Origin of the sequence: uncultured Roseivirga sp., assembly GCF_963973945.1 — a bacterium.
GTDB lineage: Bacteria > Bacteroidota > Bacteroidia > Cytophagales > Cyclobacteriaceae > Roseivirga.
In genome coordinates this window covers 39,211-60,448 of sequence record NZ_CAXBBV010000007.1, presented here as the reverse complement: position 1 = coordinate 60,448, position 21,238 = coordinate 39,211, and the positions used below count along the sequence as shown (strand labels likewise).

Genomic DNA, 21,238 nt, shown 5'->3' with positions numbered 1-21,238 from the left:
TGACAGGTGTTTCGCTTCAATATTTACTTCAACACTTTAATGTCAAACTTTAGGGCGCCCATTTGGCCATTGTCACCATAGGCATCTATATGAACATTAAAAATAGATCGGATATCTGAAGTGAAGAAGGAAATCTCAGCCTCGCCATTTTCATTGGTGAGGATACTTGGCCTCCAAATCAATGAGTTTCGGAAATCCGTAAAAACCCTGTCTTCAGGTACTTTATCATAGTCAGGTTCGTAGACTTCTGGCACCTCATAATACCCGTTAAAGTAACGGGTAGAGTTTGCTTCTTTAGGTGCTCTATAGGTTTTGAGTACACCATTGATCATGATGCGTTCGCCATCCCTTGGCTTTCTTCCAGTAGCATGGTTTGTGCAGTTGAGGATATTGTACATACAGACATAGTCGGTATTCCTACCTTCAATTATATTTCGAGCATTACCATGGGCAACACCGTATTCGTCTTGTTTGGATTCGACTACAAAATCGTCTAGCCTTCTTACATCATTCTCTACTTGAGGAAGAATATTCCAGTTTTTTGTTGAGGCAAAGATTCTCTTTTGTTGGTCAAGTTTATCCCAGCTCCATTTAACGGTGGCATCAAATGGTGTATGAAAGTTTAAAAGCGCGCCTTCAACCTCATCCGTTTTAAAAAACATCTTCCCTCCTTTTGACCAATACAGCATGCTATCCGTCAACATCAACTCTCCATTTTTGTCCGTACCTAAAATTGAAGCGCCAAACATAGACACCACGTGTATATTTTGTTGATCGAGGGCCTTCAGTACTTTTTTCGATACCGAATTAGGATTAATTTTCACCGACACTTTTAAGTCCGAATCTGTTAAATTTTCCGACAGGACTCGCGGCCAACGATATGAACGCCAGCCTTGGGTGAGCATAAGCAAATCCAAATTATCCCTATCGGTTTTTGATTCGCCAGAAAAATAGCTTTTAGGGTTATGGACCTGCCCCCTAATTTCATTCGACAAGAAGAAATAAGAAACGATATTATCTTCATCAAAAACGGATTTAAAAACCTCATCCACCACAGACATCCCAATTACCGTTTGAACAGGCTCGCCTTGATCATCCATTACTTTTAGTTTAAGGTCAATCCTTTCTTTTGTGGTGTAATTGGCCTTATTCAGTTCGTAGGTAATGTTCAGCCTTTTTTGATTGTTCACAAAAATCAACCGCTCCGCCAGTTTTTGCCCCTTGCTATTTGATAAACTGACTTTAATAATACCCTTAGGCAGTGACACTGTTGGCACCTTCAAAGGCACTCCGTCACCAGACATGATAATCTTTGACTCATAGAACGACTGCCCTCGCTGCTCTATGGAGAATGTCAGAGAGTCTCCTTCAAAGCCTTCACTTTTCTTAACAGCAAAAAGAAGATCATCTTCCGTTTGTTTGGACACATTCAATACGAACCCGGCATCATATACTTTAGGGAAGCTAAAAACCGAGTCGATTTTAGGGGCGATGATGGAAACTGAATATTGCTTTGAGGGCAGGGGTAAGAAGTAAAAGCTGCCCATTCCATTATGACGCGATTTAAAAGAAGTAACCACATTACCCTTTTCATCCATAACGATGGCCGAATCAATTTCTACGGGTGCTCCGTTTTTATGCACCGCCTTAAAGGCTATTTGCGAAGAAATTCCTTGAACAAGGTTTCCTCCTTCTGGCATTAGGTTGAATTGGATCCGTTGAGCGTTTGAAGGCAGTGCAACAGGAAGTTCAAATTGTTCCTCGCCCAAATTGGAATCCACATCAATCTTCAATATTAGATTCTCGAATGTTTTTAATTTGCCAAAAATGGGAACAGCAATCCCTAAACTATCAGTAGTGGTTTTGACTCGCGCTACGCGTTTGTTTTCACTCCATATTTCAGCATTAACCTTCGCTGTCTTCACCAATTCACCAGATCTTCTCACCACTTTAATTTTTGGTGATAATGCGTTTAAGCCAGACGTTAATGCATTATCGAAATTGACATCCACCAATATCGAAGGGGTGATTCTTGATTTAAGTAAAATGCTTTTGGTCTTTTTCACCTCATCGGAAAAGGAGTTTCTAGTAAAGGCAAAAAGGCTATACTCGCCTTGTTTCAGCGTGTCAGCTAGAAAAAGATGGCCTTCTGAAAAGCCATTACTGATTTCGAAAATCTCTTTAAAAACAACTTGATTTTCAGCCTTACTCCTTAACTCTACAAATAAGGAAGAATCAAGACTGGAAGGAAGTAGGCTTTGAGCGTTTAAAACGGTAGCGCTAAACCACAAATCTTCGCCCAATTCAAAAACTGATTTATTGAGTTGAAGATAAATGGACTGTTCGTTTGAAAGGTTTTGAGCAGCCAAATCGCCCTTGAGGGATACTTGAAGCCCAACAATAAAAAATAAAAGGCTGATGAGCTTTTTCAATATTGACGTTTTAAGTAGAAGCAAATACCTGTCAGGTTTTGGAAACCTGACAGGTATGAAATTACATATTCCTTCTGTACTGCCCTCCTACTTCAAACAATGCCGAAGTAATTTGCCCTAGTGAACAATACTTACTGGCTTCCATCAATTCTTCAAAGATGTTCTCATTCTGAACCGCTGCTGCCTGAATTTTCTTAATCAGTTCTTCAGCCTTATTCGCATTTCCTTTTTGAAGTTCTCCCAACATCTTGATTTGGTATTCCTTCTCTTCTGGCGTAGCACGGATAACCTCTTTCGGCAACACGGTTGGTGAGCCTTTAGAACTTAAGAAGGTGTTCACCCCAATAATAGGGAATTCACCCGTATGCTTAAGCGTCTCGTAGTAAAGTGATTCTTCTTGAATTTTGCTTCGCTGATACATGGTTTCCATCGCACCAAGCACTCCTCCACGTTCTGTAATTCTATCGAATTCTAAAAGAACAGCCTCTTCTACCAACTCGGTCAGTTCTTCAATTATGAAGGACCCTTGCAGCGGATTTTCATTAGTAGCCAAACCTAATTCTTTATTGATGATCAACTGGATCGCCATTGCTCTACGCACGGACTCTTCCGTTGGGGTTGTGATAGCCTCATCATAAGCATTTGTATGTAGAGAGTTACAGTTGTCGTAAATCGCATACAAAGCCTGTAACGTAGTTCTGATATCGTTGAAGTCGATCTCTTGCGCGTGTAACGAACGACCCGAAGTTTGAATATGGTATTTCAGCATTTGTGCTCTGGCATTTGCGCCATATTTTTGCTTCATCGCCTTCGCCCAAATTCTTCTGGCTACACGGCCAATCACCGCATATTCAGGATCAATTCCATTCGAGAAGAAGAAAGAAAGGTTCGGCCCGAACTTATCAATGTCCATTCCACGGCTCAAGTAGTACTCTACATAAGTGAAGCCATTCGCCAAAGTAAAGGCCAATTGTGAAATCGGATTCGCACCTGCCTCGGCAATATGGTAACCCGAAATCGATACAGAATAGAAGTTTCTTACATTCTTATCGATGAAATATTGCTGAACATCACCCATCAAACGAAGGGCAAATTCGGTAGAGAAAATACAAGTGTTCTGTGCTTGGTCTTCTTTTAGAATATCGGCCTGAACCGTTCCTCGAACTACTGAAAGTGTTCTGGTTTTAATTTCTTGGTAGACATCCGCAGGTAAAACCTGATCGCCCGTAACGCCCAAAAGCATCAGTCCCAAACCGTCATTTCCTTCAGGAAGCTCGCCTTGATATAGCGGACGCACCACGCCTTTCTTCTTATAAATGGCTTTGATCTTTTCTTCAATCTCAGCTTCTAAGCCATTCTCTTTAATGTACACTTCACATTGCTGATCGATGGCGGCATTCATAAAGAACCCAAGCAACATTGGCGCAGGACCGTTGATGGTCATTGAAACCGAAGTGGTTGGTGATGATAAATTGAAGCCTGAATACAGTTTCTTGGCATCATCTAGACAGCAAATGCTTACCCCAGAGTTGCCAATTTTACCGTGAATATCTGGTCTGTAACCAGGGTCGTTTCCGTAAAGTGTTACCGAATCAAAAGCCGTAGATAAACGAGCGGCTGGCATCCCTAAACTCACATAATGGAAACGTCTGTTGGTTCTTTCTGGGCCGCCTTCACCCGCAAACATACGAGTTGGGTCTTCGCCCTCTCTTTTGAAAGGATAAATACCAGCAGTATAAGGGAATTCGCCCGGTACATTCTCTTGCAGCGACCATCTTAAAATATCTCCCCAACTTCTAAATTTTGGCAAAGATACTTTCGGCACTTGCGTATGAGAAAGTGACTCGGTATGTGTCTTGATTTTAATCTCTTTGTCACGAACCTTGAAAGAGTAAACAGGATCGGTATAGGTTTTCTTCTTGGCTTCCCACCCTTCAATTAAAATCCAATTTCTTGGATCCAAATCAAGCTTTACTTGCTCGTAAGTTTCTTGTAACCCTTTGATCAATCGGTCGCGATCGGCAATGGTTGAGTTCTTGAGCGTGGCCATTGAGGTGTGCAAACCGTAAAGTTTATCTGCCACATCGGCTTGATTTAAAGCCCACTCATCATATGAACGATTTGATTCAGAGATCTCAGAAAGGTAACGCGTTCTGCTTGGAGGGATCACGAAGATCTTCTCGGACATCTCATTGGTAATCTCAAAAACAGACTCCAATTTGGCACCCGTTTTCTCCACCACTTTATCCATGATTACTCGGTAAAGCGAGTTCATTCCAGGATCGTTGAACTGCGAAGCGATAGTGCCATGAACAGGCATATCATCTACCTTAGCGGACCATAGTCCGTGGTTACGTTGGAATTGCTTTTTAACATCACGAAGGGCATCTAAAGCTCCGCGCTTATCGAATTTATTGAGGGCAATTACATCGGCAAAATCGAGCATGTCAATTTTCTCCAACTGTGTTGCCGCACCATACTCTGGCGTCATCACATAAAGCGATACATCAGAGTGGTCTAATATTTCAGTATCGGATTGCCCAATACCAGAAGTTTCTAAAATAATTAGGTCGTATTGAGCGGCTTTTAAGATTTGAACCGCTTCCCTCACGTGTTTCGAAAGTGCCAAATTTGATTGACGGGTAGCCAATGAACGCATGTAAACGCGAGAATTGTTAATGGAATTCATTCGAATTCTATCTCCTAAAAGCGCTCCGCCTGTTTTTCTTTTCGAAGGGTCAACCGACACAATGGCGATGGTTTTATCTTCAAAATCCATTAAGAATCTTCTCACCAATTCATCTACCAAAGATGATTTTCCCGAACCACCAGTGCCTGTAATCCCAAGAATAGGCGTTTCTACCTTATCGGCCATGGCATGTACCTTGTCCATTTCGCCTTTTGATTCTTCAGGAAAGTTTTCCGCAGCAGAGATCAATCTCGCAATCGCCTTTGTGTTCTTTTCCACGATATGGTCAACCTCATCAGTCAAGTTTTCTCCCGTTGGAAAATCGCATTGCTGCACCATATCGTTGATCATGCCTTGCAAGCCCATTTTACGACCATCATCTGGTGCATAAATTCGGGTAATGCCATAGTCCATTAGTTCTTTAATTTCTTCAGGCAGAATTACACCACCTCCACCACCAAAAATCTTGATGTGACCAGCGCCTTTTTCCTTCAATAAATCATGCATGTATTTGAAGTATTCTACATGACCACCTTGATAAGATGTCATTGCAATGGCCTGTGCATCTTCTTGAATGGCAGTGTTTACTACTTCTTCTACACTTCTATCATGCCCCAAATGTATCACCTCACAACCAGTGGCCTGAATGATTCTCCGCATAATGTTAATCGCGGCATCGTGACCATCAAAAAGTGAGGCGGCTGTAACTAATCTTACTTTATTTTTAGGTTTGTATGGTGCTACTTCTTGCATAAAATGGTGTTCTAAGCTATTGGATTGCGAATTTAAGCAAAAGCAGTGAGTTTCCTAACAGTTGTTAGGAGGAATGGGAGTTGTGCCTTTACAAATGAAATGATAAAGTAAAGCAACTATCAGAAGCCAAAATGAAATTACTTCTCTAGTTCCTTCAAGGCCTTTTGGTTGATGTCGTCTTTAATGCCATCGAGAATATTCAGAATTTCACGGTCTGTTAATCGCCAACTCAAAGAAGCACGGTTCGATTTCTGATTTTGGTATTCAAATTCAACACGCCTTAAATGGCTTCCGTAGTCAGATGAAATCATATCGAAGCGTTGTTCATTTTTAATCGTCTGAATCTGATCCCAGCTTTTCACTGCACCTTGAATAGGTGAAATGAATTTCTGAATTAGATTTTTTGAATGATCAGCCTCCACTGGGGGTTCTTTGCTTGAATCTCTAATGGTAATCATCACTACTTCCGAAGTATTCTCCATGATCCAGTCCTCAAATACATGTAGGAATGTGGTTGCATCTGAAATTCCGTAGTTGTCTGAAATCCCAGCATCTGCAATACTCATTCGAGGTTTTGTAGGTAACACAATTGAGGGGGAAAAATAAGGGAATGTGGCACTCATTCGCAAAGCCGTAAGAAAACGTAAGCTGTCGGGCTGATGCTGAGCCAAAAGTAAATTAAAATCTACCCCCTGAATTTTTGAGTGATCTCTGTCTGCTCCGGTATTAAAAAAAGCAGTGGGATGAGGTGAAACATAGAGTTTTCTGCCATCATTGGTAATTGTAGAACCTACAATCAACAGAGGAATTTCGGCATTATATTCTGGTGCTCTATAAGCCGAAATTGGGTTATCTAATAAGCCATGTAGATTAGATTTTAAACGCTGTTCAAACTCGTAGCCCCTTTCCTTTTTATACTTGAAACCACCGTATTCGAAATTTCTAAATTTGATAAACAGGTCGTTTACCAATAGAGAAAAAATAACTGGGTTAAGCACATCTTTACTAATATCAGCTAAATGTTCTTGCGCTTGTGGGTCTAAATTCTTCCAAGCCAGCTCTCGATAAAAAGCGGCACCAAACAAGCCTCCAGAGGCACCTGTAATCATAAAGGTATTGTTCATTAAGTCACCCTTGAAAACAGAGTCCGCCTTCTGCAAAACATTTGTTGTCCATAAAGCAGAGCGTTGCCCCCCACCACTTACAGTAATCAAAACCATTCTTGGTTTATCTTCCTTAAACTTTGCTTTCCAGTTTTCGAGCACCTCAAGCATATACTCCTTAGAAGCTTCTACATTTTTCTCTGAGGCATATTCTTGGAGGTTTTCTAATTTATATTCTGCTGGAGTGCTTTCGTAATTTAAACCATAAGCTGGGTACTGGTAACTCAAAAAATTTGTAGTGAAAGCTAGATTCAAAATAATGAAGACCCCTAGAACTCCACTGATAATCCATGACCTAAACCAAAAACTTAGCGCACCTGTCAGCATTACTATCATCGTGAGTAATAGCGTACCTGAAGCGGCAGCGGGAATTTGAAAAACGGCAACATCCTGAAAAAGCCCTAAGCTAAAAATGAGCAACAGCACCAACGACTCTATAATTATCGCATTTCTCTGATTTTGTAGAAAAACTCTTAAAATCGCCAAACGATCATAATACTCTTCAAAACGCTTAGTAGAATACACCTTAAAACGGAGACTCAAATAATAGTCTACTCTTACCCTGCTCCTTTTTAAGGATTGTAGTTTTCTAAAAGCTTTTAATTTTTGGCTGTTGGTTCGTTTAATTTTAAGCTGTTGGTTAATTCCCAACACTTTAAAAATGTCTCGATTGGTTTTGAAAAAATAGGCAAACAAAAAGATCAGAAAAGAAATACAGCCAATCAATACACCTGCTACTTTGACATAAGCTTCTGAGCTTTCTCCAACCCCTGCATCTCTTTGAAATTCAATGATTTTAATCACATAGAACACCAAAAAACTAAAAGGAATCAGCGAGTTATTGATACAAAAATGCGCTAAGGGCTTGGGCAAAGTACCCAAAAATGGAAACCTGAAACCATCCAAAATATAACTGGTAACATTAAAGGCCATACCGAACCCAGCCACGGCAATACCCATAATAATAAAGCCCCAAATAGAGACTTCATCCAAATAAACAGGATCTAAAAATAGATAGGGAATCCCTAAATTTTCACCAAAACTGCCTCCTACTGCCGAAAACAAAATGAACCAGTAGACCAATAAAAATTGATTGTATTTAACATGTACAACAATCAGTTGTACTGGAAAACTGGACCATATTTTCTTCAATAGCTTCAATTACTTCTCTTTACGTGTTCCTGCATATAATTCATACTCTAACAAACGAGAGTCAATTTTTGCATTGTAGAATTCAACCCTTCTTTTAGTACGCAAACCTATCCTCTTGGCCAAGTCTAAGTTCCCAGTAAACACATAACCCATATATCCTTTACACTGCTGTTTGAAGAAGTCGCCAATGGCAGAGTAGATTTCTTCCAAGTCTTTATCAGCTCCAAGCCGCTCTCCGTATTCGGGGTTGAACATTACTACACCTGCTTCTTCAGGAATTTCAGTTTCTCTAAAATCACAAACCTGAAAATCGATTAAATGATCAACTCCCGCTGTTCGAGCATTCATTTTAGCAGCTGTAACCGCACCGCTACTCAAATCTGATGCAATAAGTTTAAAGCCGAGCTGGTTTTTACGTTGCAACTCTGCTAGACGTATATAGCCTTGCCATGAGTCTTCGCTATAGCCGTTAATATGCATAAAACCGAAGTTTTCGCGGAATAAACCCGGGGCAGTATTGGTGGCTATCAAAGCTGCTTCAATGGCCAAAGTGCCACTTCCACACATTGGGTTTACAAATGTGCTCTTCCTATCCCAATTACTGGCAATAATGGCCGAGGCCGCCAAAGACTCAATCATTGGGGCTTTGCCTGGTATTTTTCTATAACCGTGCTTGGCAATGGTTTGCCCTGAAGTATCGAAGTAAACACGCACTTTGTCTTCCTTCCAGTATAAATGAATAACAGCCCCATCTCTATCTGAGCCAGAATCTGGGCGTTTACCCGTTTTCTTTACAAATCGATCAGCAATTGCATCCTTCGCTCTTAAGTTGGCAAAACGATCATCTGTAATGGTATCATTCCTTACATAAGAGGTGATCGAAAAATAATCATCTGTGTCAAAATAATCTTCCCAAGGAATCTTGGATAATTCTCTATACAGGTCATCCGCATCTTTTGCCCTAAACCTTCTGATTTGAAAAAGAACCCTTCCGGCCGTACGTAAAAACATATTCAGCTTTAAGCAATCATCCATAAAGCCGTTTACTTCTACTTCTGTAATACTCTGGCTTTCAATTTTAAAGCCTAGCGCTTCAATTTCTTGGGCAAGCCAAGGGCTTTGTTTTGGAAAACAAGTGACAACAATTTGACTGGGGTAAGGGAATACTTGACTCATATTGGCGTGAAGTACCGAAATTTTTAACAAATTATTCGACTTCGAGAAGATAGCTGATATAAAACTTATAAGCCAGAGGTAATTACATCTAAATCTCGGGCAAGTTTCTTCGATAGAAATTCCAAATCTCTACTGTTTTCATCAATATCAATTGTATTTTTGACCCCTCATTTAAAGAATGGAATTATGAAGACTTGGTTTACCTGTAAGGTGAAGTATATGAAGGAAGATGAGCAAGGTCGCACTAAAAGCGTGAGCGAAACTTACTTGGCCGATGCCCTTTCTTTTACCGAAGCCGAAGCTAAAATCTATGAAGAAATTGGCCAGCGTGTAATGGGCGAATTTCAAGTGACTGGTATTGCAAAAAGCAGAGTTACAGATGTTTTTGAATACCCAGATGCTGATACATTCTTTAACTGCAAAGTAGTATACATGGCTGCAGATGCTGATTCTGGTAAAGAAAAGAAGATTTCTAATCTGATGATGGTTACCGCCAGCGATGTAAAACAGGCTTACGAACGTATTCGCGAAAGTTTGAACAATATGTTGGTTACTTTTACCATTCCTGAAGTGAAGGAATCGCCAGTTTTGGAGATTTTCCATCATACAGCAGAGCAAAAAGTACCAGAAGGATTTAAGCCTATTGCTGAAGTTCAAGGTTCACAAGAAGATGAAGACGAAGAAGATGAAGAAATTTAATCAAGTAAATCCCGCAACCTTTGAATGCCTGAGAGGTAAATTAAAAAGTCAGGGCATCGAACTTCAAGGTATCAGTGGTTATCTGTCTAAAAATGGAATATCGCTCGACTTCGCTTACTCTGAAGCAGAAGAAAGCTTAAGCATTTCTAATCTCGAAGTAGGTTTTCCTGCCTCAATGATTGGCATGAACAAAGACAAAGTACTCGGCATTTTAGAAAAGGCCATTTCTGAATGTAGAGGATAAAAGATGAACAGTAAGTACATTTTTGGTGCATTGATTACTATTCCCCTGTTGCCAATTATGTACTTTCAAGGCAAAAGAATTCGCGCCAGCGTGCCTTCTTTGCCCGAGGCAAAAGGTACTGAAGGAAGTACCTCATCATTCCCTTCTTCCAAACCACTTAAAATCATTACCCTTGGTGAAAGTACCATTGCTGGTGTAGGTGTGAGAACACACGAAGAAGGATTTACCGGAACTTTTGCCAATCACTTGGCCACTCAACTCAATACAAATATCAACTGGAAGGTCTATGCGAAAAGTGGTTATACTGCTAAGCGCGTAACGGAAAGGTTAATCCCAAAAATTAAAGAAACGGAAGCCGACCTCCTCGTAGTTGGCCTTGGCGGAAATGATTCCTTTACTTTCAATAGCCCTAAACAATGGGCAAAGGATATCGATGCTTTGATTATTGCTTTGAAGAGAAAATTCGGAAACACTCCGATTCTCTTCACCAGCATGCCCCCAATTAAGCTCTTCCCTGCTTTTACCAGCCTCATAAAGTTTTCTATGGGGAACTTGGTTGAAATGCTGGGCGAAAGGCTTGAGCAAACCATCGCCAAACATGAAAATGTTTTTTACGATGCCCAGAAAATCAGTTTTGAAAATTGGATCGATAAAATAGATCCATCTATGACCAGCGCAGATTTCTTTAGTGATGGCGTTCATCCCTCTAAACTTACCTATCAGGTTTGGGCGAAAGAGACTGCTAATTATGTAGTTCAGAATTCGTTGATCAAGGATTAGGCTCTACTATATTCTGAGAAAACCCTCCAAAAGTTGGTGCTCCTAGATCAACAGGAGTTAATGGCTTCATTGAATGAATGAAAGAAAACTTTTGGAGGGTTCCGACCATTAATGGAGAACGCTAAAGTCTAATAGCTAGGTACTAGGTTCTTAGTACTATTTTAATACCCATACTTCTCTTTCCACATGGCTTGTAAGCGCTTGCGCATTTCTTCTTCGCGTGGATTTTTACCCGGATCGTACAGCTTGGTGCCTTTGATTTCCGCAGGCATAAATTCTTGATTTACAAAGTTACCTGGGAAGTCATGAGAGTATTTATAGCCTTTGCCATAACCTTCTTCCTTCATCAATTTGGTTGGCGCATTACGAATAGGTAATGGCACCTGTAAATCACCAGTTTGACGCACTAAAGCTTGGGCTTGGTTTATGGCCATGTAGGCGGCATTACTTTTAGCGGAAGCCGCCAAATAAGTAACGCACTGCGACAACACAATTCTACCTTCAGGGTAACCAATCATACTCACCGCCTGAAATGCATTGGTGGCAATCACCAAAGCAGTGGGGTTTGCGTTTCCAATATCTTCGGAAGCCAATATGACCAACCTGCGAGCAATGAACTTAATGTCTTCACCGCCTTCAATCATTCTCGCTAAATAATATACAGCAGCATTGGGGTCGCTGCCGCGAATGGATTTGATGAAAGCAGAAATGATATCGTAATGCTGTTCGCCCGATTTATCATAAATGGCCACTCGCTGTTGAGCAATGTCGATTACTTTATCGTCTGTGATTTCTACTTCTTGGCCACCAAGGTTTTCCACCACCAAATCGAGTAAGTTGAGCAGCTTTCTGGCATCGCCACCAGAAATACTAAATAGGGCTTGGGTTTCCTTTAAATGAATGGTTTTCTGACTTAAGATTTTATCCTTCTGAATGGCACTTTCTACCAAACGAAGTAAATCCTCTTTAGAAAGTGCTTTGAGCGTATACACTTGCGATCGCGACAAAAGTGCCGAATTGACTTCGAACGAGGGGTTTTCAGTGGTAGCTCCAATTAAGGTAACATCCCCTTTTTCCACCGCACCCAAAAGGGCATCTTGCTGCGACTTATTAAAGCGGTGAATCTCGTCAATAAAAAGAATGGTTTTCGATTGAAATTTTGCTCTTTGAATTACTTCTCTTATCTCTTTTACGCCAGAACTGATGGCACTCAACGGGATAAAAGGTGCTTTAACCGTATTCGCAATAATATTGGCAATGGTGGTTTTACCCACACCCGGAGGTCCCCAAAGAATCATGGATGGAATTCCGCCCGACTCAATGGCCCTGCGCAAAACTCCGTTTATCCCTACCAAATGTTCTTGACCAATCAGGTCGTCTAAGGTTTGAGGACGGATGCGTTCGGCAAGGGGTTTTTGAGACATTTCCATGCAACGAAATTAGGAAGGTTATGTGAGAAGAGTGACGACAACTCTCCAAAAGTTATTCAACATTTTTTATGGTTCTATATAAGTTCGTTTTATTACGACCTAAACTTTTGGACAGTTTATCAAGAGCATCAAAACCTTCGCTCCCACTGGCTGGCTTGTTGCTTTTTACGCATTTCGCCAGAGTCTATCATTTCTTGAAGGCGAGGTAGGCGCTCCGCGTTTTTAGAGGTCATATGCCAGTAACCGCAGTCACGACATTCATATACATTTTGTGGCCCTTGGTGTTCTGCAAAGCCTTTGTAAATATGCTGATCGATCAGGGCATCTTCGGCCAACTGCTGAGAATCGTATTGAACTTTACCTGAGGAGCAACGCATAGTGCAAAGATACTGAAGAGGAATTGGTTAAGATAATCTACAGTGGCTAAATCATCATTCTACAATAGTGCACTAAACTGCACTTATTGTATGACAATCACCTCCCAAACTATCTTTAGCTACGTAATAGTGTATTATGTCGCACTATTTAATGTTTTCTATAAAACATTGCTTACATTTATGCTGTAAAGAGCAATATAATGCACCTTCAAGAAGTAGCTGAGCACATAAAAGAGAGAAGAAAAGCCCTTGGGATTAGTCAGGAAGACTTGGCTTCATTGTCTGGCGTAAGCTTAAGAACCTTAAAAGCGATAGAATCGAGCAAAGGAAACCCAACACTACAAACGCTTTACGATTTGGCCAATGTACTAGGCATGGAACTCAAATTAGAGGTAAAGCAGCTAAACACATAATTGAATGAGACAGGCAGATGTTTTCTATAATGAAGAAAAGGCAGGCGTGCTTTCCGAGAGCTCTGACAAAAAGTTCTGTTTCCGCTATTCAGATCAATATTTTGCGAACGCTAAAAAACCAGCCATAAGCCTCACTTTACCCAAAAGTCAACAAGAGTATAATTCTGACACGCTATTTCCATTCTTTTATAATCTGATTGCTGAAGGTGCCAACTTAAGTCTACAGAGCAGATATCTAAAAATAGACAAGCAGGATTTTTTCGGAATATTGTGTGCCACCACCCAGTATGATACAATTGGCCCTGTTACCTTAAAGGCTACTATAGGATGAGTAATTCGATTATCAAATATTGCCCGTCTACACTTTCCGAAGGCTATAACAGTTATAGCCCTACGGCCCTAAAGCGTGTTTTTTATGGCAAGAAGGTAAATCATGTTTTACCATTTCCACCTCCACAACTGGATGAAAAAGTAGCGGAAGATTTTCGACAAAACCGTAAGCAAATGTCGATTTCGGGGGTGCAAATCAAGCAGTCGATGCGACTGGAGAAAAACCAATTGCAACTCGTAGAAGAAGGTCAGCAGGGACTTTACATTTTAAAGCCTATCCCACATAGAGAAACGATTGGACAAGTCCTCGATCTTCCTGCCAATGAACACCTCACCATGCAAATTGCCAGACAGGTTTTTAAACTCAATGTGGCCGAATGCGCAATTATTTTCTTTAACAATGGTGAACCTGCTTATATCACCAAGCGCTTCGATATTGCGCCCAATCAGGACATTTCAGGAAAAAGCGTTTTCAAGAAAATTGGTCAAGAGGATTTTGCTGCGCTATCGGGTTATACCAGTGAAAACAAAGGAGCTGCATTTAAGTATGAAGGGGCTTATCAAAGCATCGCATTATTAATGCAAAAATTTGTTCCAGCCTACCCGATCGAAATTGAAAAGTTCTTTTCACTAGTGTTGTTCAATTACCTTTTTTCGAATGGCGATGCTCACCTCAAAAATTTCTCTTTGCAACAAACACCACAAGGAGATCATATTCTTGCTCCGGCTTATGACTTGTTAAACACTCGAATCCATATCGAAAACGATACGGCTATGGCATTAAAGGATGGTCTCTTTCTGGATGATTATGAAACCGAAAGCTTTAAGGCCAATGGTTTTTATGCTTATGATGACTTTTATGAGTTCGCCCAGCGGATAGGTCTACAGGAGAAAAGAGCCATTAGAATACTCCAGAGCTTCCGTACTGAACACGAATTAATCAAAACCTTTATAGACCGAAGCTTTCTTTCAGAAAAGAACAAAAGCCGTTACTACACTTTTTATGAAGACCGGTTGAAGGCGATTAATTACTCATATAAAAAGAGGCTAAAATAGACGTCCCGTAATTTAAAGGGAATCACAATTCAGCCTCTTTTTAGGAGAATTTATTAAGTCAAAATCAATTTATTTTTCCTCTAATCGCTTAACGTTGTCTGTATATACCCTTTCAATCAATATTCTTCTGGGATCAATAGCAGCTCTTAACGGCTGTCTGTCTACTTCAAAAGTTAATTGAAAATTACTTTCATTAAACTTTACACGCTTTTCTAATATAAGGTCAGACTCTTCAGAGTCTGCATAGATTCCGATGTCAATCCAATCGTTGAGGTCTACTCTAGTCTCGTTTCCTACTGTGTCGGCTTTGATTTTGTAGGCTTCAATATCCATAGTGACCTTGAATTTCCCATTCGTTAATTTTTCAACTGAAGCGTTTGTTAGCCTGTTATCGTATAAAGTAATCTCTTTAAACCAGTCATCAATTAAGTAGTTCAGCGAATCTGGAACTTCAGGCTCAAGGTATCTTAAGAAATCCAAAGAGGTTGGGTAAGGCGTTGAATAGCGATACTCGTCAAGGAAATTCCGAAGTGCATTGTTCACTTTTTCCTTACCAATGTAATCCTGTAGGGCATATAAAATCACAGCTCCTTTTCCATAGTGAATGTAGCCTTGGTTTTCAACCTTGTAAAGCGGAAGTTCCTTTACCGTTTCAGCGCTTCGACCTGATAAGTACCTGTCCATATCGTACTTCACGAAATCCTTCATTTTTAAAAGGCTTGTTTCTTCGCTCATCACCATTAATGAAGAGTACTCCGAAAAGCTCTCAGTCAGCATAGTGCCTCCCTGCATGTTAGCAGAAACTTCTTGGTGTGCCCACCACTGATGACCCATTTCATGTGCAATCACCGCATCAACCACATTGTTCTTGTCTTCATTCTCTAGGTTAATGATAAACCCAAAGGCTTCTGAATAAGGCATAGTTCCAGGGAAAGCTTGAGCAAAAGTCTCGTAGCGAGGAAACTCGATGATCCTTGCTTGTTTATGGAAGTAAGGCCCGAAATTCTCGGTATAATATTTCATGGACTTCTGAAGTGCATCAAGCATTTTCTCAACGTTCACTTCGTGCTTTTGATCATAATAGACTTCAAGGCTTATTCCGTTCCAATCTCGCTTGGCTACTTGATAATCAGCTGAAATAAAAGCATAGAAATTCTGAGAAGGATGATCAACTCGATATCTGAAATACTTTCTGTCATCTTCTTCCCATTCTTCAATTAAAGAACCGGGCGCAATCGCAATTTGGTCGCTTGAAGTAGAAATAACGGTTTCTACATTTACCCAATCCGATTTACCATCCGACAAATAGTTATTGTCGCATTCTGGCCCACAGTCCGCTACTAATTTTGGAGAGCGTTCCTTGTCAGGTAAGTCGTATTTCTTACGCGTATCATTGTCTCCTAATTCAAAACCCTCCGAATAACCCAAGCCTGGCAAAATCTGAAAATTATTGAGGAAAGTACCGTTTCTAATTACACTGGTATTACTTACCTCATTTTCGAAACCTTTGCTGATATACGCTGCTGAAACTGATGCTGAAATTGTATCACCTGGCATTATTGGAGATGAAAGTCTATAAATTTGATAGCCTATTTCCTCATCGTTCAACACAAGCTCTGAACCCGCAATATCGATTTTATGATTCCAATTTTCATCCACCGTAAAGTGAAGTGAATCAATAGCCTGATCGGTAGTATTGATCAAAGACACGGCAATATTAGCAATCACATCTCTTTTCTTTGGAAAAATATCGATCTCATAATTGGCTGCTAAAAGCTTTGGCTGTGCCACTTTTTGGTATTGCTTGTACTTCTTTTCATAGTCAGCAGAAAGCTTTTCTCTTGTATCGTTTGACGGAGTTTTGTTTAAAATATGGACGTTGTAAATGACAAAACCAACAACACCAATCCAAAGTACTAACACTATGTAAAAACTCTTTGCGAAAGCCCCTTTGAAGTTTCGTTTAGCAATAGCCCAAGTTTCTTTCCTTCCTCCTACTTGTCCGCGCTTCAATAACAAACCTGAAATCATAAGCAGAAGTAACCCAAAGAGCATCCAATGTGCGTTGAACCATACTACTGCTTCCGCTGCAGGCCCAAAACCGTTCATATCTGAATAGATCATGGTTGGCGTTGCCCCAATGCTCAATAAATTCGAGTCTACCTTTAAGAAAAGTAGAAACAAGTCAATCAAGAACAAATAAAGCACAGACACGAAATAACCCAAGTACTTATTGTTGACTACTACTTGTATGAATACTAATAAGGCACTGGTAACCGCATAAAGCGCTAAGTACTGATAAAAGAATGCTCCGAAGTAAACACCAAATTCGATGTTCGAATAGCCTTCCATTAACTGGTAAACTACTCCAATCAATATTCCAAAGATGTATAAAGAAAGGGTAACACAGAACAAGGCCAAAGTTTTGGCAAAAAGCGAAGGCAATGAATTAAACGGAGATGCATCAATTACCTCACTGATCTTATTCTCGCGGTCGCGCCAAACCAGTTCACCACTAAAGAACACGATGATAATAATTACAAAAATGGAAGCGTTGTTCGCAATCACATCCACCATTTTATAAGTGACAGGATAGGACTGCAAGCCGAAATATTCAAATCCCAAACTTAACTCACCTAGGATCATCACTAGTGTGAAAAAGAATAAAATCCTAAAGGTTGTAGACTTTACAATACTGATAAAGTCTACCCTAAAAAAGCTCTTAAACTGCTGCCAAGCTGTATTGTTATTGAAAATCTGATGAATTACTGGAAGTGAAAAACTTGTACTTGATTCCTTTTTAACCTTTTCGGTTTTCTTCTTTGATGATTGCTTTTCTGCGAATGAGAAGGTGAAATAGGAAAGTAAGAGGATGGCGATGCCTATGCTCAAATAAATCAATCTATTCTGAAGCAAAAGTCCCTCGAACATCGGACTCAAAGAGTTTTTCTCAACTGGTGTGAAGTATTGTGTTACTACAGTATATGTTCTTATTCCAAAAGGATCGCTTAAGGCAGCTATTGTTTGATTTTCAATATCAGAAAGTAAAGTGCCTGAGATAATGTATCCCACCATCACCACGATTACCCCAATAAATGAAATCACCGTGCTCTTGAATTTATTGGCCAACGCGAAAGTGATCGCACCAGCCAAAAACATATTGGGAAGAATAAACAGCAAAAAGTTATTGACGAAGGTTTCAAGGTAGAAAGGCCCTATGTCTTTGGCTTCGACCCACCCAAAAAGTACGCCAGCCCAAGAGCCTACTAACATCCCTATGAAAACCCCTATCAAAGGCATACAGGCTAAAATCAAAGCTCCGAAAAACCTTCCAAAAAAGTAACCTCCTTTATTGATTGGAGAACTGAATAAAATTTCATTGAAATTATGACTGTAGTCCCTGAGTGCTGCATTATTGAAAAATGCAGCTGCGATGAGCAAACCAAAAACGCTCATTATCATAATAAAATCCGTAATGATATAAGGTGCGTTTCGATTGACATTACCTACCGAACCACCAATTTGTACCGAATCACTCACTACAGCAAAGAATACCAGCAGTGCAATTACAAACATGAAGATGTAGACCATTGGACGCTTAAATGCATCGCCCAATTCTTTCAAAAAGAATATCTTAAACATAATGAATGGGTTTAAGAGGCTACAGTTTCAGACACACCTATTTTCGCGAAGAAAACATCCTCTAAGTTCGGTCGAACGCTCACAAAACCTTCTCCTGGATTAGATTCACTTAAGACATGGATTTGAGGTTTACCTGCAACCATTTTGTCCGAGATCACCCTAAAATTTGCTTCATACTGTTCTAACTCTCCTCTTTCTATTTGTTTTTGCCAAACCAAACCTACCAAATCATCTAGTACAGTTAATGGTGACCCATTATACACTATTCTCCCCAAGTTCATGATGGCCATATCGGTACATAGCTCTTGCACATCGTCCACAATATGTGTGGAAAGAATTACAATAACCTCTTCCCCTACTTCAGCCAAAAGATTGTGAAACCTATTGCGTTCACCCGGATCTAAACCAGCCGTTGGTTCATCCACTATAATCAATTGAGGATCGCCAATAAGCGCTTGCGCAATACCTACTCTCTGTTTCATTCCACCCGAAAAGCTCTTTACACTCTTATCGCGTTGCTTGTATAAGTTCACTTTGTTTAAAAGGTATTTCACCAACTCTTTCCTTTCCTTACTGTTTGTAACACCTTTCAAAATCGCCATATGATCCAATAACTGGGCAGCCGTTATTCGTGGGTAAACTCCAAACTCTTGTGGCAAGTAGCCAAGCGTTCTTCTTAGTTCTTTGGGATTGTTAAGAATGTCGAGGTCATTCAAAAAAACCGAACCTGAATCTGCCTCTTGTAATGAAGCTAGCGTACGCATTAATGAAGATTTCCCGGCTCCATTTGGCCCAAGTAAACCAAACATTCCATTGTTGATTTCTAATGAAACATTATCCAAAGCCTTTACGCCATTGGGATAAGTCTTTGAGAGATTCGAGATTTTAAGCTGTGCCATATGGTCGATTATGATTTGGTTAATGTGTTGATTTATACATATTTGACAATACAATCTAGTCAAAAAATAATAAAAGCAGAACACAGCTTAAATCAGTAAAGAATCCAATGAAAAATTGATGTATATATAATAGAGGGGCTGAGGGTGGTTTACACTGCGATGACGTTCTTTTCACTACTAATGGATGGTGCTTTAATGACGGTAGTGAAACAACAAGCTTTAAGACCAACGTTTTTTTTCTACTAAGATGACTTTTGTGAGTACGCGCAGCGTATTGGCGTAAATGAGAAAAGGGGCTTGAAGTCTCGATGAATTAATCCAAAATGAGCTTACTATATTAAAAATATGGCACTGTTTTAGATGTTATACAATTGATTTTTTTGAAGCATTCAAGTAGCTTAAATCATCGACAAACACAGTTTGTATTTCAGAATCATATTTAATTCTAGACAAAATAATTAAATCTCCTTACGATGACAAAGTACAACAACTGGTTTACAAGCCCTTACTCTGCTATTTTTCTTACTTGCATCACCTTCCAATCCTTCATTAGTTGTTCCAGTAATAATGAAAGAGTAAACGAACTAAATCTTTTCCCTTCTACAATTATCTCTCAAATAAATGACTCAACATTCATTACCGATGGAGTTTCCCACATGAGTTTTGTAAATGAGAACCTTTTAATTAGTGACAGAAAAGCGCTTAAAACACTCAGTCTAAACATTAAAGACTTATCGGTATTATTTGAGATTGATCATGGCTTCGGCCCAGACAACATCAAAGAATCATATCACATAGAATATCGAAAAAATAGATACTACGTTTCTGACTTTGGGAAAAACACATTTAGTGTTTTTGATGCAGATAGAAACCCATTAAGTAGCATCAACCCTCCCCATTCTGACATGTCTAGTTTTTTATATAAATTCTCTGTTGATGACAATGGCTACGTTTACTATACTGATATAACGAATAATTACCCAATCACTCAACTCGATCAAACAGGCAGAGTAATTCGAGAGTTTGGAGAATTTCAACCCTATGAGAATGAAGACCACAAAAGAGCCCTTAACAATAGAAATCTTGTAGTAACAGAAGAAAACGAGCTTTTATCCATATGGACTTCGGTACCTATTATCAAAAAATTTAATCAAGAAGGTAACTTAATAGACGAGTTAGACCTTTCTGATTTTTTCCAATTTCGAACTAACAGAAAACTGGAGTTGATTAAAACGAATCCGCAATACAAATACAGATTAGCCTTTGCCTATTATAATGATGTATACTATAGTGACAAAAAGCTATACCTCCTGTTCATCGGGGACTACGAAGTGCCTAATAGTAACCAGGTTTTAGTTATTGATACTTCCAAAAAAAGGATGCAAATCCAAAAGGTGCTCAATTTACATTTGCCAGAAGCATATTTCAAAGAAATTACAATATCTGGGTCGAAATTATGGGCGTTTGATAAAGCTGGAGCTGAGATTATCGAGTTCAAAATGGATCTTAAATGAGTTCAAAGAGTACAACCTGCATCAACTCTTCAAAACAAGTCGCTTATACATAAAAGCTCTGCCGCTGCCAGACTTCAAATACTTCTCGAAAGCAAAGGCCTTATATTTATCAGGAAAATTAATGGTGAGCACTACCTCAATAGGCAACCTTGATTTCGTGTAACTCACTTCTCCATTATTGTGCCTTTTTAATCTTTCTTCAAGATTACCAGTACAGCCTACATAATGAGAGTCGTCAGAACATTTGAGAATGTAAACAGTGTGCATGAGTGAAATTACTTATCATTCAAGATAAAAATTTATGAGATTATTTACACACAAGAAAAGTGAATTTGAAAACTTTAAACAGTCCAGCTTCACCAAGAAGCTATAATAGACAGTCCACCTTCGCTAAAGCTACGGTGGACGCAGTGGTGGAGTTTCTCCACCGTAGCCCGCATGTACTGAGGCTTCGAAACAACGAGCGTTGGAGGCAATAAAAAAGGCCCA

At 39.7% G+C, this 21,238-nt stretch carries 17 protein-coding genes; 8 read left to right on the top strand and 9 right to left on the bottom strand.

Features of this window, described 5'->3' with window-relative positions; all coding sequences use genetic code 11:
- Nucleotides 1-23 precede the first annotated feature (23 nt).
- From AAC026_RS12560 to AAC026_RS12545, 4 genes are all read right to left on the bottom strand, one after another.
- Entirely contained in the window at nt 24-2,432 is a 2,409-nt protein-coding gene (locus AAC026_RS12560; RefSeq protein ID WP_339698585.1) for a hypothetical protein, read from the bottom strand.
- A 61-nt stretch (nt 2,433-2,493) separates the two neighbouring features.
- The gene (locus tag AAC026_RS12555; RefSeq protein WP_339698582.1) at nt 2,494-5,874 is read right to left on the bottom strand and encodes a methylmalonyl-CoA mutase family protein; all 3,381 of its coding nucleotides are present in this window, start codon (nt 5,872-5,874) and stop codon (nt 2,494-2,496) included.
- A gap of 137 nt (nt 5,875-6,011) precedes the next feature.
- Nucleotides 6,012-8,189 (bottom strand): patatin-like phospholipase family protein, encoded by a 2,178-nt coding sequence (locus tag AAC026_RS12550; protein ID WP_339698579.1) that lies wholly within the window; start codon nt 8,187-8,189, stop codon nt 6,012-6,014.
- Nucleotides 8,190-8,198: 9 nt separating this feature from the next.
- Nucleotides 8,199-9,395 carry a THUMP domain-containing protein gene (locus AAC026_RS12545; protein ID WP_339698576.1) on the bottom strand — a complete coding sequence of 399 codons (1,197 nt, stop codon included), beginning with the start codon at nt 9,393-9,395 and terminating at the stop codon, nt 8,199-8,201.
- A gap of 156 nt (nt 9,396-9,551) precedes the next feature.
- Between AAC026_RS12545 and AAC026_RS12540 the strand changes: the two genes are divergently transcribed.
- The 3 genes from AAC026_RS12540 to AAC026_RS12530 are packed head-to-tail and all read left to right on the top strand — an operon-like array spanning nt 9,552 to nt 11,088.
- Nucleotides 9,552-10,064, top strand: coding sequence for a DUF4494 domain-containing protein (locus AAC026_RS12540; RefSeq protein ID WP_339698573.1), 513 nt, complete (start codon nt 9,552-9,554; stop codon nt 10,062-10,064).
- Nucleotides 10,051-10,308: a hypothetical protein gene (locus tag AAC026_RS12535; protein WP_339698570.1), complete on the top strand. Its 258-nt coding sequence runs from the start codon at nt 10,051-10,053 to the stop codon at nt 10,306-10,308. Before AAC026_RS12540 ends, AAC026_RS12535 begins: the two co-directional genes overlap by 14 nt.
- Nucleotides 10,309-10,311: 3 nt before the next feature.
- The gene (locus AAC026_RS12530) at nt 10,312-11,088 is read left to right on the top strand and encodes an SGNH/GDSL hydrolase family protein (RefSeq protein WP_339698567.1); all 777 of its coding nucleotides are present in this window, start codon (nt 10,312-10,314) and stop codon (nt 11,086-11,088) included.
- Between the two features lie 161 nt (nt 11,089-11,249).
- Here AAC026_RS12530 and AAC026_RS12525 read toward each other — a convergent pair whose 3' ends face one another.
- Nucleotides 11,250-12,512 carry a replication-associated recombination protein A gene (locus AAC026_RS12525; protein WP_339698913.1) on the bottom strand — a complete coding sequence of 421 codons (1,263 nt, stop codon included), beginning with the start codon at nt 12,510-12,512 and terminating at the stop codon, nt 11,250-11,252.
- Between the two features lie 134 nt (nt 12,513-12,646).
- Nucleotides 12,647-12,895, bottom strand: coding sequence for a hypothetical protein (locus tag AAC026_RS12520; protein ID WP_339608538.1), 249 nt, complete (start codon nt 12,893-12,895; stop codon nt 12,647-12,649).
- Nucleotides 12,896-13,095: 200 nt separating this feature from the next.
- Here AAC026_RS12520 and AAC026_RS12515 point away from each other — a divergent pair, with 200 nt between their 5' ends.
- The 3 genes from AAC026_RS12515 to AAC026_RS12505 are packed head-to-tail and all read left to right on the top strand — an operon-like array spanning nt 13,096 to nt 14,694.
- Nucleotides 13,096-13,308 (top strand): helix-turn-helix domain-containing protein, encoded by a 213-nt coding sequence (locus AAC026_RS12515; RefSeq protein WP_339608539.1) that lies wholly within the window; start codon nt 13,096-13,098, stop codon nt 13,306-13,308.
- 4 nt (nt 13,309-13,312) lie between these two features.
- Nucleotides 13,313-13,639, top strand: a complete 327-nt coding sequence (locus tag AAC026_RS12510; protein ID WP_339698564.1) for a HipA N-terminal domain-containing protein — start codon at nt 13,313-13,315, stop codon at nt 13,637-13,639.
- Nucleotides 13,636-14,694: a HipA domain-containing protein gene (locus AAC026_RS12505; protein ID WP_339698562.1), complete on the top strand. Its 1,059-nt coding sequence runs from the start codon at nt 13,636-13,638 to the stop codon at nt 14,692-14,694. Before AAC026_RS12510 ends, AAC026_RS12505 begins: the two co-directional genes overlap by 4 nt.
- Before the next feature lie 69 nt (nt 14,695-14,763).
- On the opposite strand, the gene AAC026_RS12500 is transcribed toward AAC026_RS12505, so the two are convergent.
- Together AAC026_RS12500 and AAC026_RS12495 are read right to left on the bottom strand one after the other, a co-directional pair.
- A complete protein-coding gene (locus tag AAC026_RS12500) occupies nt 14,764-18,336 on the bottom strand; it encodes a M1 family aminopeptidase (RefSeq protein WP_339698559.1) in 3,573 nt (1,190 codons plus the stop codon).
- Nucleotides 18,337-18,347: 11 nt separating this feature from the next.
- Complete coding sequence (locus tag AAC026_RS12495; protein ID WP_339698556.1) at nt 18,348-19,235, bottom strand: ABC transporter ATP-binding protein; 888 nt, start codon at nt 19,233-19,235, stop codon at nt 18,348-18,350.
- A 473-nt stretch (nt 19,236-19,708) separates the two neighbouring features.
- On the opposite strand from AAC026_RS12495, the gene AAC026_RS12490 reads away from it, so the two are divergent.
- Nucleotides 19,709-20,749 (top strand): hypothetical protein, encoded by a 1,041-nt coding sequence (locus tag AAC026_RS12490; RefSeq protein ID WP_339698553.1) that lies wholly within the window; start codon nt 19,709-19,711, stop codon nt 20,747-20,749.
- A gap of 21 nt (nt 20,750-20,770) precedes the next feature.
- Here AAC026_RS12490 and AAC026_RS12485 read toward each other — a convergent pair whose 3' ends face one another.
- Nucleotides 20,771-21,016 carry a GIY-YIG nuclease family protein gene (locus AAC026_RS12485; protein ID WP_339698550.1) on the bottom strand — a complete coding sequence of 82 codons (246 nt, stop codon included), beginning with the start codon at nt 21,014-21,016 and terminating at the stop codon, nt 20,771-20,773.
- A gap of 65 nt (nt 21,017-21,081) precedes the next feature.
- Between AAC026_RS12485 and AAC026_RS12480 the strand changes: the two genes are divergently transcribed.
- A complete protein-coding gene (locus AAC026_RS12480; protein WP_339698547.1) occupies nt 21,082-21,228 on the top strand; it encodes a hypothetical protein in 147 nt (48 codons plus the stop codon).
- Nucleotides 21,229-21,238: the final 10 nt, after the last annotated feature.